The following is a 15,875-nucleotide window of genomic DNA, read 5'->3' on the forward strand; positions in this document are numbered from 1 at the left end:
GGTTCCCGGCCCGGCGGGGCGGGCGGCCCACCAGCATCGGCCTGATGAACGGGCCTTCTCGGCGGACGACCGCGGCCTTCGCCGTCGCGTTCCTGATCGGGTCGCCCGGCGCCGCGTCCGCGTCCGAGGACCCGGGCGCCGCGGCGGAGCGGCGGGCGGCCGCACCTTGTCCACAGCCCTTGCCGCCCGCCGTACCGCCGTCGCCGGCCTGCGGCACGCCCTCCCCGGGAGCGGCGGGCTTGGGCGACCCCTACTTCGAGGGGGCGGGCAACGGAGGCTACGACGTCGTCCACTACGACGTCGCGCTGGCCTACGCGGGCGTCAGGACCGGAGCGGTCGACGCGGCGGTGACCGTCACCGCGACGGCCGCCCAGGACCTGTCGGCGCTCGACCTCGACTTCCGCGGCCCGCAGATCACCGCCGTCGCGGTGGACGGCCGGGAGGCGCGCCACCGCCGCGCGGGCCGGGAGCTGGTGATCACGCCCGCCGAGCCGATCCGCGCCGGGCGGACGTTCCGGGTCGCGGTCCGGTACGCGGGCAGGCCGTCGCCGGTCGGGGACAAGACCTACGGCGCCTACGGGTGGGTCCCGAGCAAGGACGGCGCGGTCGTCGCCTCCGAGCCGGACGGCGCGTCAACCTGGCTGCCGGTGAACGACCATCCCCGCGACAAGGCCACGTACGCGTTCCACATCACCGTCCCGAAGGGCCTGCGCGCCGTTGCGAACGGGCGGCCCGGCCCCGTCCGCACCGGCGCCGCGACCGCCACCTACGAGTGGGCCGAGGACGCGCCGATGGCGAGCTACCTGGCCACGGTGGCCATCGGGCGGTTCGACGTGCGGCGGACCGAGGTGGACGGCGTCCCGGTGATCACGGCCGTCGATCCGGCGTTCCGGTCGGCCGCCGGGCGGCTGGAGGGCACCACCGTCAAGGTGATGCGGTGGGCGGCGCCGATCTTCGGCCCGTACCCGTTCGCGACGGCGGGCGGCATCGTCGACGACCCGAAGCTGGGCTATGCCCTGGAAACCCAGGAGCGTCCCGTCTACGGCGGATTCGCGCCGGACGAGGGCTTCATCGTCCACGAGATGGCCCACCAGTGGTTCGGCGACAGCGTCGGGCTGCGCGACTGGAGCGACATCTGGCTGAACGAGGGCTTCGCCACCTACGCCGAGTGGCTGTGGCGCGAGCGCACCGGCCGGGACTCGGCCAAGAAGATCTTCGAGCGGTACCACGCGCTGCCCGCGAGCTCGCCGATCTTCAGCCCGCCGCCGGGAGCGCCGGGCGCCGCGAAGATGTTCGGCTTCTCCGTCTACGTCCGCGGCGCGATGACGCTCCAGGCGCTCCGCGAGCGGGTCGGCGACAGGGCGTTCTTCACGATCCTGCGGACGTGGACCGCCGAGCACCGCCACTCCACCGCCACGACGCCGCAGTTCACCGCGCTGGCCGAACGCGTGTCGGGCCAAAGGCTCACGACGCTGTTCCAGACCTGGCTCCATTCGAAGACCAAACCGTTGAGTTGGTGACCGAATGCGGTGCCCAGCCACAAAAACCTCACCTGACAAGCAGATTCGATACCAAATCGCGCTTGTGCGGGCTCGCTCCACGAGAAAGTCTTGAGCGCGGTCATGACGGTCCACCGACGCTACCGAGGACGAGGTCGATGAGCAGAACCCCCAGAGCGCTGGCGGCCGTGACGCTGGGCGTCGCGGCGAGCCTCGCGGTGACCGCGGCGCCCGCCGGCGCCGCCGAGCGGTTCACCCCCGGGGCGCCCGGCGCGGGCGACCCCTACTTCCCCGACATGGGCAACGGCGGCTACGACGTCGCCCACTACGACATCGGGCTGAAATACGATCCCGCGACCAAGGGGATCCAGGCGGTGACCCGCGTGACGGCGCGGGCGACGCAGAACCTGTCCCGGTTCGACCTCGACTTCCTCGGCCCGCTGAAGATCTCTTCCCTGAAGGTCGACGGCCGCGACGCGACCTACGCGCGGACGGGCGCCCAGGAACTGGTCATCACCCCGCGCAAGGGCATCCGGAACCGCCGCGCCTTCACCGTGACGGTGGCGTACTCCGGCGTTCCGCAGACGATCAACGACGACGCGCTGGGCGTGTCCGGCTGGGTGCCGACCCCCGACGGCGCGGTGATGCTGAACCAGCCGTTCGGCGCCGCCACCGTCTACCCGGTCAACGACCACCCGACCGACAAGGCGACCTACACCTACACGCTGACGGCCCCGAGCGGCCTCACCACGCTCGCCAACGGCGACCCGCGCGGCAAGCGGACCGCGGGCGGCTGGACGACCACGCGCTGGGACGTCCGCAACCCGATGGCCAGCGAACTCGCCATGATCGCCATCGGCCGGTACGACGTGGTCACCGGACGGACGAAGGCGGGCATCCCCAACCTGACCGCCACCGACCGGGCCATGGCCATCAAGCCCGAGGACGCGAAGAAGTTCCACGACCAGACCGCCGAGGTCACCGACTTCCAGAACGGGCTCTACGGCCGCTACCCGTTCACCTCGACCGGCGGCATCGTCGTCAAGGCCGGCGTCGGCTACGCGCTGGAGACGCAGGGCCGCCCCGTGTACGACCTCGGGCGCCGTCCGGGCGGCATCCCGAGCACCAGCCTGCTCGCGCACGAGCTGGGCCACCAGTGGTTCGGCGACTCGGTGTCCCCGGCCAGGTGGGCCGACATCTGGCTGAACGAGGGCTTCGCGACGTACTCGGAGTGGATGTACGGGGCGGCGCACGGCGGCCCGTCCGTCCAGAAGCAGTTCGACGACACCTACGCCACGCCCGCGAGCGACGGCCTGTGGACGGGCAGGGTCGCCGACCCGGGCCGCGACCACATTTTCGACGGGCTCGTCTACGACCGTGGCGCGATGGCGGTCCACGTGCTGCGCACGAAGATCGGCGAGCGGGCGTTCTCGGAGCTGCTGAAGGCGTGGCCGGCGGCCCACCGGTACGGCAACGCCTCAACGAAGGACTTCGTGCGCTTCGCCGAGCGCCTCTCCCGCAAGGACCTGGACACCTGGGCCAAGGCCTGGCTCTACTCCGAGGGCAAGCCGTCCCTGTAGGACCGGCCCGCCGCACCCTCACGCCGAGCCGGCCGCGCGCCGCTAGCTCAGCGTGAGGGTGTAGCCCTTCTCGCGCAGGCGGCCGATGACGTCCTCGGAGTGGTCGGCCCCGCGGGTCTCCAGGTGCATGAGCACCTCGGCCTCCTCGACGTGGAGGCGGGCCGCCATCCGCTCGTGCATGACGTCCAGGACGTTGACCCCCAGCTCGGCCAGCTCGCTCAGCAGGGTCACCAGGGCGCCCGGGCGGTCCTTCAGGCGGCAGCGCACCACCAGGTACCGCCCCGCGCCCGCGAGCCCGTGCCGCAGCACCTTCGACAGCAGCAGCGGGTCGATGTTGCCGCCCGACAGCAGCACCACGACGGGCGGCTCGACGGCGTAGGCGTGCTCCAGCAGGGCCGCGACGCCCGCCGCGCCCGCGGGCTCCACGACCTGCTTCGCGCGTTCGAGGCAGAGCAGCAGGGCCTGGGAGATCGACTCCTCGGTCACGGTGACGACGGCGTCCACCAGCTCGGTGAACATGGCGTAGGTCAGGCGGCCGGGACGGCCGACCGCGATGCCGTCCGCCATCGTGCGCTCGATCCCGATCTGGGTGGGCCTGCCCGCCGCGAGCGAGGGCGGGAACGCCGCGGCCCGCTTGGCCTGCGCGCCGACGAGCTTGACGTCCCCGCCGCCGGTCTCCTTCGCCAGGCCCTTCACGGCCGCCGCGACCCCGGCCAGCAGCCCGCCGCCGCCCACCGGCGACACGATCGTCCGCGCCTCCGGGCACTGCTCCATGACCTCCAGGCCGATCGTGGCCTGCCCCGCGACGACGTCGGGATGGTCGAACGGGTGGATGAAGACCGCGCCGCACTCGTCCGCGTACTCCTGCGCGGCGACGAGGCAGTCGTCCACGGTCGGCCCGGGGAAGACGACCTCGGCGCCGTAGCCGCGGGTCGCGGCGATCTTCGGCAGAGGGGCGCCGACCGGCATGAACACCGTGGCCTTGCAGCCGAGCATCGAGGCGGCGAGGGCGACGCCCTGCGCGTGGTTGCCCGCGCTCGCCGCGACCACGCCGCCCGCCCGCTCCCGCTCGCTCAGCCGGGCGATCCGCACGTACGCGCCCCGGATCTTGAAGGAGCCGGTGCGCTGCAGGTTCTCGCACTTCAGCAGGACGGGCCCGCCGATCTGCTCCGACAGCACCCGGGAGGGGATCAGCGGCGTCGGCACGGCCACCCCGCCCAGCAGCTCCCGGGCGGCGCGGACGTCGTCGACGCCGACGGAGGCCGGACCGGCGCCGCTCGTCCTCGCTCGCGGGGGGCCGGCCCCCCACACCCCCCGGGCCGCTTCGCTCATGCGCTCATCCTTGCATGCCCGACTTATCCGGCACTCCAATAGCGATCTTGGGCGTAGACCAGGGCGGCGGCGCCGACCAGGCCCGCGGTCTGCCCGAGCTCGGCGGGGACGATCCTCAGGCGCCGCGCGAACTCCATCCGCGCGTGCTCGCCGAACGCCTCCTCCAGCGGGTCGAACAGCAGCCGCCCCGCCTGCGACAGGCCGCCGCCGATCGCCGCGACCTCCAGATCGCACAGGTGCGTCGCGGACGCGATCGCGATGCCGAGGGCGCGGCCCGCCCGGCGCATGGCCGCGCCCGCCACCGGATCCCCGCGGCGGGCGTCCTCGGTCAGCTCCACGCCGGTGGCGTCCGCGCTCCCGGGCCGCCAGCCCTGCTCCCGCGCCCACGCGACCAGCCCGGGGCCCCGCGCGACCGCCTCCAGGCAGCCGCGGCCCCCGCAGCCGCAGGGCGGCCCGTCGGGCTCGACGATGACGTGCCCGATGTGCCCGGCGTTGCCGCTGGCGCCGTTCACCAGGCGTCCGCCGAGCATGAGCCCGCCGCCGACGCCCGTGGACACCACCATGCCGAGGACGTTGTCGTGCCCGCGCCCCGCGCCGAGCCAGTGCTCGCCGATCGCGACGCAGACCGCGTCGTTGTGGATGCGGACGGGCAGGCCCGGGTACCGGGCGCGGAGCCGCTCGCGCAGCGGGAAGCCCCGCCACGCCGGGATGTTCAGCGGGGACACCTCGGCGGCCGGCCAGGTCATCGGCCCGCCGCAGCCCACCCCGACGCCCGTGAGGGGCGGGTCCCCGGCGTCCGCGGCGAGCTTGCCGAGCAGCGCCTCCAGCGCCCGCCACAGCTCCTCGCCGTCGACGCCCGGGGCGTTCGGGGTCGGGGCCCGGTCGTGCGCGGTGACGCGCCCGTCGGGCTCGACCAGCGCGGCGGCGAGCTTCGTGCCGCCGATGTCCACCGCGAGGACGGCGCTCAAACGCCCTCCTCGGCCCGGCCGAACGCGAGGATCGAGGCGGTGAACCCGTGCACGTGGTTGCGCCCCGCGACCGGGCCGATCTCCCCCGCCGCGAAGAACCCGCCCACCCCGGCGGGGCCGAAGGCGCGGTCCAGCACCTTGGCGTCGTGGTCGGAGTCGGGGAACATCGCCTGCCCCCGGCCGTTGCAGGAGATCAGCAGCGCGCCCTCGACCGGCGCGAGGTCGAACCGCTCCAGCAGCGCGGCGAGGTCCTCCTCGGCGGCGCCCGCGTCCCGGACCTGGAACCGGACGGTGCGCCCCACGTCCACCACGTCGCCGATCGCGATGGCGCCGGTGTCGGTGTCGGCGCCCACCACGCCGCGCACGAGGAAGTCGCCGTGCTCGTGCTCGTCGGCGTACTCGTCCATCGCGACGCCGATCAGCAGCCCGCGCCCGGCGAGCTCCTGCTCCTCCTCCGGCAGCCCGAGGACGATCTGCTCCAGCTTCTCCAGCGCCGGCACGCCCGCCAGCTCGTACAGGACGTTCTCCTCGGCCCTCGTCACCACCATGTCCGGGCCGATCGGGCGGGCGCCCTGGCTGACCACCGTGGCGGCCGCGACGGCCCCGCCGATCACCACGCCGACCGCGCCCTCCCGGTAGACCTCGCCGCCGACGAACAGCCGCGCCTCGCCGTGCCCGGTCTCGCCGAGCCCGCTGCCCTCGGCCAGCCCGCCGACCAGCGGCAGCCCGGGCAGCGCCTCGTCCGAGCGCTCCACGAACGCGTCCACCGGGAAGCTGTACGGGTCGGCCAGCAGCACGCCGACCACGTCGTCGTCCTGGGCCTCCGGCATGCCGACCACGATGAGCCGGTCGTCGCCCTTCAGCGTCTCCAGCCGGAACGGGTCGAGACGCGCGCCGGGCAGCACCGCCGCCCACGCGCTCACCGCGCCCCGCTCCTCCACCCCGCGCCCGGCCCCGATCACGCCGGACGCGCTGCACCCCAGCACCAGCGCCGGACCGGCCGCGCGCTGCGCCGCCTGCGCGGCCTCCTCGACCTGGTCCGGGTCGTCGCCGGTGACGAACACGCACACCAGGTCGGGCGCCGCGCTGAGCGGCGCGAGCGCCTGCTCGACCGCCGTCGCGGCGGCGCTGGACAGATCGGGTCCGAGGGCCAGGCCATCACCGAATCGCGCCATCGGCGCCGCCTCCCTCACTCCGTTCGCCGGGTCGCTTCACACCACCAGTCTCCCCCTCCGCGACCGTTCCACCCAAACAGCGGCGGGACGGGATCGGACGGGCGAATCCCCGGCGGGGGTGCGATCGCGCGGACCGGCGACGTAGTGTCGGTCGCGTGCGTTCATCCACACCACACGAGTCCTCCTCCGGCGAGTCCGCACCCCGTGAGGCGACCCTGGGCGCGCTGCGCGCCGGCGGCCACGTGCGGCTTCCCGTCAAGGCCGAGATCCGGCGCAACCTGCTCGACCGGCTGAGATCCGGCGAACCACGCTTCCCCGGCATCCTCGGGTTCGACGAGACCGTCCTGCCCCACCTGGAGCGCGCCCTGCTGGCCGGGCACGACCTGGTGCTGCTCGGCGAGCGCGGGCAGGGCAAGACGCGGCTGATCCGCACCCTCGTCGGCCTGCTGGACGAGTGGACGCCGGTGGTGGCCGGCTGCGAGATCAACGACCACCCGTACGCGCCGGTCTGCGTGCGGTGCCGCCGGCTCGCCGGCGAGCTGGGCGACGAGCTGCCGGTCGAGTGGAGGCACCGCGACGACCGCTACGGCGAGAAGCTCGCCACGCCCGACACCAGCGTCGGCGACCTCATCGGCGACGTCGACCCGATCAAGGTGGCGGAGGGCCGCACGCTCGGCGACCCGGAGACCGTGCACTTCGGGCTCGTCCCCCGCACCAACCGCGGGATCTTCTCCATCAACGAGCTGCCCGACCTCGCCGAGCGGATCCAGGTCGCGCTGCTGAACGTGCTGGAGGAGCGCGACGTCCAGGTCCGCGGCTACGCGCTGCGGCTGCCGCTCGACGTGCTGCTCGTCGCGTCCGCCAACCCCGAGGACTACACCAACCGCGGCCGGATCATCACCCCGCTGAAGGACCGCTTCGGCGCCGAGATCCGCACCCACTACCCCCTCGAACTGGACGCCGAGCTCGCGCTGATCCGCCAGGAGGCCGACTTCGCCGACCTCGGCGGACTGCCCGCCGAGGTGCCCGACCACATGATCGAGGTGATCGGGAGGTTCACCCGGCTCGTCCGCGAGTCGACGGCGGTGGACGCCCGGTCGGGCGTCTCGGCGCGGTTCGCGCTCGCGGGCGCCGAGACCGTCGCCGCGGGCGCGGTGCGCCGCGCGGCGCTCACCGGCGAGGAGAACGCCGTCGCGCGGGTCTGCGACCTGCCGGCCGTGGTGCCGTCGCTGATGGGCAAGGTGGAGTTCGAGGTCAGCGAGGAGGGCCGCGAGCAGGAGGTGCTGGAGCACCTGCTGCGCCGCGCGGTCGCCGAGACCTACCGCCGCACGCTCGGCGCCGCCGACCTCACCGGCCTGCTCGACAAGTTCGACTCCGGGGAGAGCGTGGAGTCGGGCGAGCTGGTTCCGGCGCGCGAGCTGCTGCGCCGCACCGGCCACGTGCCCGGCCTCGCCAAGATCATGGAAAGGCTCGGCATGAGCGGGGAGTCCCCCGGGCAGGCCGCGGCGGCGATCGAGTTCGCCCTGGAGGGCCTGTTCCTCACCCGGCGGCTCTCCAAGGACGTCGCCGAGGGACGCTCCGACGGGACGGCGACGTACCGGACGTGACGCCGCGTCCCGAGGTGTCCACGCGCAAGGGGATTCGATGAGCCGATACCGCTACGGCGCCTACGAGGACGGGCCCGACCCGCTCGCGCCGCCCTACGACGTCCGCGACGCGCTGGACGCCGTGGGCGACTCGGTGCTGGACGGAGCCCGGCCCGACGACGCGCTCCGCGAGCTGCTGCGCCGCGGCCTGCCCGGCGCCCAGAACCGCCGGGGCCTCGACGACATGCTCCGCCAGGTCCGGGAGCGGCGCCGCGCGCTGCGCGACCGGGGCCGTCTCGACGGGACGCTGGAGCAGGCCCGCGCGCTGCTGGACACCGCGATCGGGCAGGAGCGGGCCGAGCTGTTCCCCGACCCGGGCGACGACGCCAGGCTGCGCGAGGCGGAGCTCGACACGCTGCCGTCCGACACCTCGCAGGCGATCCGGCGGCTGTCGGACTACGACTGGCGCTCCGCCGCCGCCCGCCGCACCTTCGAGCAGCTGAAGGACCTGCTGCGCCGCGAGGTCCTCGACGCGCAGTTCCAGGGCATGAAGCAGGCCCTGGAGAACCAGGACCCGGCCGCCATGCAGCGGGTCAAGGACATGATGGCCGACCTCAACGCGATGCTGGAGCGGGACGCGCGCGGCGAGCACACCCAGGACGACTTCGACCGGTTCATGAACGAGTACGGGGACATGTTCCCCGACGATCCGCAGAACCTCGAAGAGCTGGTCGACTCGCTGGCCCGCCGCGCCGCCGCGATGGACCGGCTGCTCGCCTCGCTCAGCCCCGAGCAGCGCGCCGAGCTGGCCGGGCTCATGGAGCAGGCCATGCAGGACGCGGGCCTCGCCATGGAGATGACCCGGCTCGGCGACGCGCTGCGGGCCCGCCGCCCCGACCTCGGCTGGGGGCAGCCCGAGCAGATGACCGGCGAGAACCCGCTCGGCGTGGGCGACGCCACGACCGCGCTGGCGGAGCTGGCCGACCTCAGCGAGCTGGAGGCGGCACTCGGGCAGGACTACCCGGGCGCGCGGCTCGACGACATCGACGAGGACGCCGTCCGGCGGGCCCTCGGCCGGCAGGCCGTCGACGACCTCGCCGCGCTGCGCCGCATCGAGGCCGAGCTGGAGCGGCAGGGCTACCTGCAGCGGCGGCGCGGCAAGCTGGAGCTGACACCGAAGGCGGTGCGGCGGCTCGGCGAGACCGCGCTGCGCCGGGTGTTCTCCCAGCTGGCGTCCGGCCGCCAGGGCGACCACGACCAGCGGGACGCGGGACAGGCGGGCGAGCTGACCGGCTCCAGCCGCGAGTGGCGGTTCGGCGACGAGCAGCCCCTCGACGTGGTCCGGACGGTGAGCAACGCGATCCGGCGCAGCGCCATGGAGCGCGGGACCCCCGCGACCGGGACCGGGGAGCCCGCCGCCGGGCTCGTCCCCCCGCCCGCGGGGGCGAAGGTCACCGAGCGCGTGGGCACGACCGGCGGGAACGGCGCGCGCCGCCCGGACGGCGTGCGGCTGAGCGTCGACGACTTCGAGGTGCACGAGACCGAGCGCCGCACCGGCGCCGCCGTCTGCCTGCTCGTCGACCTGTCCTACTCGATGGTGCTGCGCGGGACGTGGGCGGCCGCCAAGCAGACCACGCTGGCCCTGCACTCGCTCGTGACCAGCAAGTTCCCGCAGGACGCGATCCAGATCATCGGCTTCTCCAACTACGCGCGGGTGCTGCACCCGACGGAGATGGCGGGCCTCGACTGGGACATGGTGCAGGGCACCAACCTGCACCACGCCCTGATGATCGCCGGACGGCACCTGGACCGGCACCCCGACTTCGAGCCGATCGTCCTCGTCGTCACCGACGGCGAGCCCACCGCGCACCTGCGGCCGGACGGCCGTTCGCTGTTCGACTACCCGCCGTCCACCGACACGCTCGTGCTCACCCTCGCCGAGGTCGACAAGATGACCCGGCGCGGCGCCACCATGAACTTCTTCATGCTCGCCGAGGACCGGCGGCTCGTCTCGTTCGTGGAGGAGGTCGCCAGGCGCAACGGCGGCCGCGTCTTCGCCCCCGACGCCGACCGTCTGGGCGAGTACGTCGTCAGCGACTACCTCAGAGTGAGGCGGGCTTAGTCGCGTTCGGCCGGCTCAGCCGTTCCAGACCATCAGGGCGAGGATCACCAGCCAGATCAGCGCGACGACGCCGGACATGGCGGCCAGCCGCCCCCGCTCCACCTGGGCGATCTCGCCGGTATCGGCCGCCGGTCCCGCGGCGGCGGGGGCCTCGGCCTCCGTCGCGCCGCCCTCGGCCTCCCCGGGCTCCTCGGCCGCGGGGGGACGGACCGGGACCGGCGCGGCCGCCGTCTCGGCCGCCGCGACCTCCAGCAGGTGCACCGCCTTGCGCTGGTCGCGCTCGACGATCAGCAGCAGCACCAGCGCGACGACGAACAGCGTCATCGACACCGTCAGCCACACCTCGGCGAGGTCGCCCTTGGCCAGCCCGAGCCCGATCAGGAAGATCCCGAGCGTGCCGATCCCGTAGATCTGGGTGGTCCGGTGGAGGTAACGCACCACCACCACGTCGCGCTTGCGGATGTAGCGGGGCGTGGACATCGTGGCGGCGGTCAGCGGCCCCAGCGTGAAGATCGCGAACCCGATGTGCAGAAGAAGCAGGATGCGGTCCGAAGTCGACATGAGCCGACCTTAGTCCGCACAGCCCCGAGCCTCACCGCAACCACGCGACGACCTCAATGGTTGCGATCGCGTCCGAAGGCAGGTTCGAGCGAAGCAAGAACCTGATCGCGAAGCGAGCCGCCAGGCGAGCCGGAGCGATGCCAGCGATCGCCCGCGGTGCTCGACGATGGAGGGCCGTCAGGCCCGAAGGAGGAGAGCACCGCCAACTACGCGTTCAGCCGCTTCTTGAGCCAGGCCAGGATGGTCGGGTAGACGCCTTCGTCGCCCAGCATGTCCGAGGCGTGCATGTCGCCCTCGACGGTCTTGACGGTCGCCGGGACGCCGGCGGCGCGCAGCGCGGTCGCCAGCCCGGTGCTCTGGGTGACGGGGACGAAGTCGCCGGTGGCGTGCATCAGCAGCATCGGGGCGTCGCCCGCGGAGACGTGCGTGACGGTGCTGGCGTCGTCCAGCTTCGTCCAGCAGTCCGGGTCGGCGGTGACACCGGGCTCGCAGTGGACGAGGCCGACCACGGCCCGCCGCAGCTTGCGCTTGGTGAACGTGGCGTCCGGCTTCGCGCCGTCCTGGAAGGCCAGGAAGGGGTTGTTCGGCGGGGACAGCGCGACCACGCCGCGGACCTGGCGGGTGCCCGTCCCGAGCGTGCCGAGCTGCGTCGCGAGGTGCCCGCCGGCCGACGAGCCCATGACCGCGACGCGGTTCGGGTCGACGTTCCACACCTGGGCGTGCTTCTTGATGAAGTCGAGGGCCGCCATGGCGTCGTCGCGCTGGGCGGGCCACTGCGCCTTGGGCGCGAGCCGGTAGTTGGCCGACAGCACGACGAAGCCCTGCTCGGTCAGCCGGCGCGCGAAGTACTTCCAGCCGCCGCCCTTGTCGCCCTCCAGCCAGTAGCCGCCGTGCAGGAGCAGCACGGCCGGGCGGGGCGTGGCGCGCGGGCCCGGCTTGCGCCAGTAGGCGTCGATCTTCTGGGCGGGCAGCTTGCCGTAGGCGTAGGTGCGGAACAGCGGGAGCTGCGGCGTCACCATGACCGCCTGCGCGGTGACGGTGCCGTCCGGCTCCCCGTCCGCGCCGGCGGGGCCGCCCTCCGTCGGCGTCGCGGACGGCGCCGACGGCGACCCGGTGCCGGGGGCCCCGGTCTCCGGCGCGCCGGAGGGGGTCCCCGCCGGCGACTCGGTCGGCACGGACGGAACGGACACGCTGGGCGTCGGCGCCGGCTCGTTCGCGTGGGCTCCCACGGGAACGGTCACGGCGGAGACACACGTCGCGGCGAACGCCGCCCCACAGACCAGTACTTTGCGCACCCCGGGCCCTTTCTTCACGAACCTGGCGCGCCGAGTATAGATGTTTTGATCAAGTCCGGTGGGGAATGGTCAGCCGATTCTCAGGAAAGCGCCTGCTCCAGATCGCGGAGCAGGTCGGCTGCGTCCTCGATGCCGACCGACAGTCGCACCAGGTCGGCGGGCACTTCCAGCGGCGACCCGGCCGCCGAGGCGTGCGTCATCCGCCCCGGGTGCTCGATCAGCGACTCGACGCCGCCGAGCGACTCGCCGAGCGTGAACAGCTTCGTCCGCTCGCAGACCCGGACGGCGGCCTCCTCCGACTCCATCCGGAACGAGACCATGCCGCCGAACGCCTTCATCTGCTTGGCGGCGATCTCGTGGCCCGGGTGGTCGGGCAGCCCCGGGTAGAGGACCTGCCGGACGGACGGGTGCCGCGTCAGCAGCTCCGCGACCCGCTCCGCGTTGGCGCAGTGCCGGTCCATCCGCACGCCGAGGGTCTTGATCCCGCGCAGGGTGAGCCAGGCGTCGAACGGGCCCGCGACGGCGCCCATCGCGTTCTGGTGGAACGCCAGCCGCTCCCCGAGGTCCGCGTCCGCGGCGATCAGCGCGCCCCCGACGACGTCGGAGTGCCCGCCGATGTACTTGGTGGTGGAGTGGACGACGACGTCCGCCCCGAGCTCCAGCGGCCGCTGCAGGTAGGGGGAGGCGAAGGTGTTGTCGACGGCCAGCAGCGCGCCGGCGTCGCGGGCGACGGCGGCCAGGGCCGCGATGTCGGCGACGCCGAGCAGCGGGTTGGTGGGCGTCTCCACCCAGATGATCTTGGTGTCGGGTCGCACCGCCGCCCGCACCGCGGCGATGTCGCCGAGCGGCACCGGGTCGAACTCGACGCCCCACGGCTGGGCGACCTTCGCGAACAGCCGGTACGTCCCGCCGTAGGCGTCGTTGGGGACGATGACGTGGGCGCCGGGCTTGCAGACCGTGCGCAGCAGCGCGTCCTCGGCGGCGAGCCCGGAGGCGAACGCCAGCCCCCGCGCGCCGCCCTCCGTCTCGGCCAGGCATACCTCCAGCGCGGTACGCGTCGGATTGGCCGACCGGGAGTACTCGTAGCCGCCGCGCAGCCCCCCGATGCCGTCCTGCTTGTACGTCGAGACCTGGTAGATCGGCGGCACGACCGCGCCGGTGACCGGGTCGGGCTCCTGCCCGGCATGGATGGCCAGGGTCTCGAACCCCCGTTGAACCTCGTTGTCCATGGGTACGAGGCTATCCACTCCCCGCCCCTCCTAGAGGAGGAGAGTCTCCCCCGGAGGTATCACCCCGCATTTCGGCGCTGCGGGTGACCCCTGCGCGGTGTCCGGTCTCTACTGTTTTACGGGTATCCCTACGACCGTGAATTAAGGAAGCCCCCATGTTCGCTCGGCTCGCGCGCTTCGTCGTGAGACACCCGTGGTGGACGATCGTGGCCTGGCTCGTCGCCGCGGTTCTCATCATCGCCCTCTCCCCCAAGCTCACCACCGAGTCCGACCAGGGCGACTTCCTGCCCTCGAAGTACGAGTCGGTGCAGGCGCTCAAGATCGCCGAAAAGGCCTTCCCTCAGCAGGAGGACACCTCCTCGCTGATCGTGGTGAAGCGCTCGGACGGCCGGCCGCTGACGGCGCAGGACAGCGCCAAGGTGAACGAGGCCGCCAAGTCGCTGAACGCCAAGAAGCCGCCGACCGTCCTCGGCTTCGCCACCGGCCCGCAGGCCCTGGCGCCCAACAAGGCCGTCCAGGTGGTCATGGTGCCGATGAAGGGCACCTCGATGGACGACAGCAAGAAGCAGGGCGAGGCGGTCAAGCAGATACGCAAGGACCTGCCCACCCTGCTGAAGGGCAGCGGGATGGAGGCCAAGGTCGGCGGTGACGTCGCCGGCTTCGTCGACAACGAGGACTCCTTCAACAAGTCCTTCGAGATCGTCGGCATCGCCACCTTCGTGCTGATCATCGGCCTGATCCTGCTGATCTTCCGGGCCCCGCTGGCGGCGATCCTGCCGATCGTCGTCATCACCGTGACCATGCAGGTCGCGATGGGCCTGATCGGCACGGCCTCGAAGATCTTCGGATTCTCCGGCGACGACAGCCTCAGCACCATCATCCTGATCGTGCTCTTCGGCATCGGCGCCGACTACTACCTGTTCCTGATGTTCCGGTTCCGCGAGCGGCTGCGGGCCGGCGACGACAAGAAGACCGCGATGATCACCGCGGTGGAGCGGGTCGGCGAGGTCATCTCCTCGGCCGCCGCCGCCATCGCCGTGACGTTCCTGGTCCTGCTGCTCGCGACGTTCGGCGTCTTCAGCGCCTGGGGCCCGTCCCTGGCCATCGCCGTCGTCGTGATGGGCATCACCTCGCTGACGCTGTTCCCCGCGCTCGTCTCGCTGCTCGGCACCGCCGTCTTCTGGCCGTCCAAGGCGTGGAAGAAGCAGCCGAAGGACAGGTTCTCCACGGCCATCGGCCGCGGCGTCGGCAAGCGCCCCGCGCTCGCCGCGGCGGCGTCCGGGCTCGTCCTGGTCGTGCTGGCGCTCGGCACCCTCGGTTTCAAGGCCGACTACGACTTCGCGGCCGGCTTCCCGCAGGACACCGAGTCCGCGCAGGCGACCAAGGACATGGAGAAGGGCTTCCCGCCCGGCCTGACCACCCCGGTCCAGGTGTTCATCAAGAGCCAGAACGGGCAGCCGGTCAGCCAGCAGCAGACCCAGGCGTTCAGCAAGGCCGTCGAGAACGCGCCCGGCGTCGGCAGGGTGCAGCCGCCCGTCCCCGGCCAGGACAAGACCGTGGCCCGGGTCGACCTGGTGCTGAAGCTCAACCCCGCGTCCAACAAGGCGATCAGCCTGGTCAAGGACGACCTGACGCCCGCCGTGCACAAGGCGGCGCCGGAGGGCACCCGCACCTACGTCGGCGGACCGACGGCGATCTTCTCCGACATCAACACGGTCAACAACCGCGACCTGTCGGTGATCCTGCCGGTGGCGGCGGTACTGATCGCGCTGATCCTGGCGCTGCTGCTGAGGTCGGTGGTCGCGCCGCTCTACCTGGTCGTGGCCGTCCTGCTGGGCTTCGCGGCGACGCTCGGCTCCGCGGTGTACGTCTTCCAGGGCGCGATGGGCGAGGCCGGCGTCACCTTCCAGCTGCCGATCGTCCTCTACCTGTTCGTGCTGGCCATCGGGACCGACTACAACATCCTGATGACGGCGCGGCTGCGCGAGGAGGCCAAGGAGGGCCACGAGCCACGGAAGGCGGCGGCGCTGGCCGTCCAGCACGGCGGCCCGACGGTCGCCGCGGCGGGCCTCATCCTGGCCGGCACGTTCTCGGTGATGATGCTCGCGCCGGTCTCGATGCTCCAGCAGATGGGCTTCTCGGTGGCGATCGGCATCGCGCTGTCGGCCTTCGTGATGTCCACCTTCCTGGTGCCGGGCCTGACCGCGATGCTGGGCCACCGGGCCTGGTGGCCGGGCCACGGCGACGAGCCGAAGAAGCAGCCGCGTGCGAACGACACGCGGGAGGACTTCGCCCCGACCGGGCACCGCGGCTAGCGGCGCCCCCGAGACGTCGGGTCGCGGGGGCCGGCCCATAACGCCGCCCACCGGCCGGGCCCCGCGACCCGACACCTGAACGGCCGGGGGGCCGGGGGGTAAAGCAAAAAAGCGCCGCACGCCCGCGACCGACACCCCCCCCCGCGCCCGCCGGGCCGGGGGGGGCGGCGCCGCGCGGCCCCCTCGGCGCCTGGGGCCCCGCCCCCCGCGACC

The 15,875-nt window shown here is 73.1% G+C and carries 11 protein-coding genes; 5 read left to right on the plus strand and 6 right to left on the minus strand.

Going from position 1 to position 15,875, the window contains the following annotated elements; translation table 11 throughout:
- The first annotated feature begins 44 nt into the window (after positions 1–44).
- Both AB0C87_RS03055 and AB0C87_RS03060 read left to right on the plus strand, forming a co-directional pair.
- On the plus strand, positions 45–1,520 hold the full coding sequence (locus tag AB0C87_RS03055) for a M1 family metallopeptidase (protein WP_360576236.1): 1,476 nt from the start codon (positions 45–47) through the stop codon (positions 1,518–1,520).
- Positions 1,521–1,657: 137 nt separating this feature from the next.
- Positions 1,658–3,079 carry a M1 family metallopeptidase gene (locus AB0C87_RS03060; protein ID WP_360576238.1) on the plus strand — a complete coding sequence of 474 codons (1,422 nt, stop codon included), beginning with the start codon at positions 1,658–1,660 and terminating at the stop codon, positions 3,077–3,079.
- Positions 3,080–3,121: 42 nt separating this feature from the next.
- Here the strand turns inward: AB0C87_RS03060 and ilvA are convergent, their stop codons facing one another.
- The 3 genes from ilvA to AB0C87_RS03075 are packed head-to-tail and all read right to left on the minus strand — an operon-like array spanning position 3,122 to position 6,554.
- Positions 3,122–4,411 (minus strand): threonine ammonia-lyase, encoded by a 1,290-nt coding sequence (gene ilvA, locus AB0C87_RS03065; RefSeq protein WP_345176919.1) that lies wholly within the window; start codon positions 4,409–4,411, stop codon positions 3,122–3,124.
- 23 nt (positions 4,412–4,434) lie between these two features.
- Entirely contained in the window at positions 4,435–5,379 is a 945-nt protein-coding gene (locus tag AB0C87_RS03070; protein WP_345176918.1) for an ROK family protein, read from the minus strand.
- Complete coding sequence (locus AB0C87_RS03075) at positions 5,376–6,554, minus strand: FIST N-terminal domain-containing protein (protein ID WP_345176917.1); 1,179 nt, start codon at positions 6,552–6,554, stop codon at positions 5,376–5,378. Before AB0C87_RS03075 ends, AB0C87_RS03070 begins: the two co-directional genes overlap by 4 nt.
- Before the next feature lie 215 nt (positions 6,555–6,769).
- Between AB0C87_RS03075 and AB0C87_RS03080 the strand changes: the two genes are divergently transcribed.
- On the plus strand, positions 6,770–8,161 hold the full coding sequence (locus AB0C87_RS03080; protein ID WP_345177225.1) for a sigma 54-interacting transcriptional regulator: 1,392 nt from the start codon (positions 6,770–6,772) through the stop codon (positions 8,159–8,161).
- A gap of 37 nt (positions 8,162–8,198) precedes the next feature.
- Positions 8,199–10,262 carry a hypothetical protein gene (locus AB0C87_RS03085; protein WP_360576241.1) on the plus strand — a complete coding sequence of 688 codons (2,064 nt, stop codon included), beginning with the start codon at positions 8,199–8,201 and terminating at the stop codon, positions 10,260–10,262.
- Between the two features lie 15 nt (positions 10,263–10,277).
- Here the strand turns inward: AB0C87_RS03085 and AB0C87_RS03090 are convergent, their stop codons facing one another.
- From AB0C87_RS03090 to AB0C87_RS03100, 3 genes are all read right to left on the minus strand, one after another.
- Positions 10,278–10,823, minus strand: a complete 546-nt coding sequence (locus tag AB0C87_RS03090) for a hypothetical protein (protein WP_345176912.1) — start codon at positions 10,821–10,823, stop codon at positions 10,278–10,280.
- 206 nt (positions 10,824–11,029) lie between these two features.
- A complete protein-coding gene (locus AB0C87_RS03095) occupies positions 11,030–12,064 on the minus strand; it encodes an alpha/beta hydrolase fold domain-containing protein (protein ID WP_360576243.1) in 1,035 nt (344 codons plus the stop codon).
- A 134-nt stretch (positions 12,065–12,198) separates the two neighbouring features.
- Positions 12,199–13,347: a cystathionine gamma-synthase gene (locus tag AB0C87_RS03100; protein ID WP_353834463.1), complete on the minus strand. Its 1,149-nt coding sequence runs from the start codon at positions 13,345–13,347 to the stop codon at positions 12,199–12,201.
- Between the two features lie 155 nt (positions 13,348–13,502).
- Between AB0C87_RS03100 and AB0C87_RS03105 the strand changes: the two genes are divergently transcribed.
- Positions 13,503–15,662, plus strand: coding sequence for an MMPL family transporter (locus tag AB0C87_RS03105; RefSeq protein ID WP_360576245.1), 2,160 nt, complete (start codon positions 13,503–13,505; stop codon positions 15,660–15,662).
- The last annotated feature ends 213 nt before the right edge of the window (positions 15,663–15,875 follow it).

The sequence above is a fragment of the Actinomadura sp. NPDC048021 genome, assembly GCF_040653135.1.
Lineage (GTDB): Bacteria > Actinomycetota > Actinomycetes > Streptosporangiales > Streptosporangiaceae > Spirillospora > Spirillospora verrucosospora.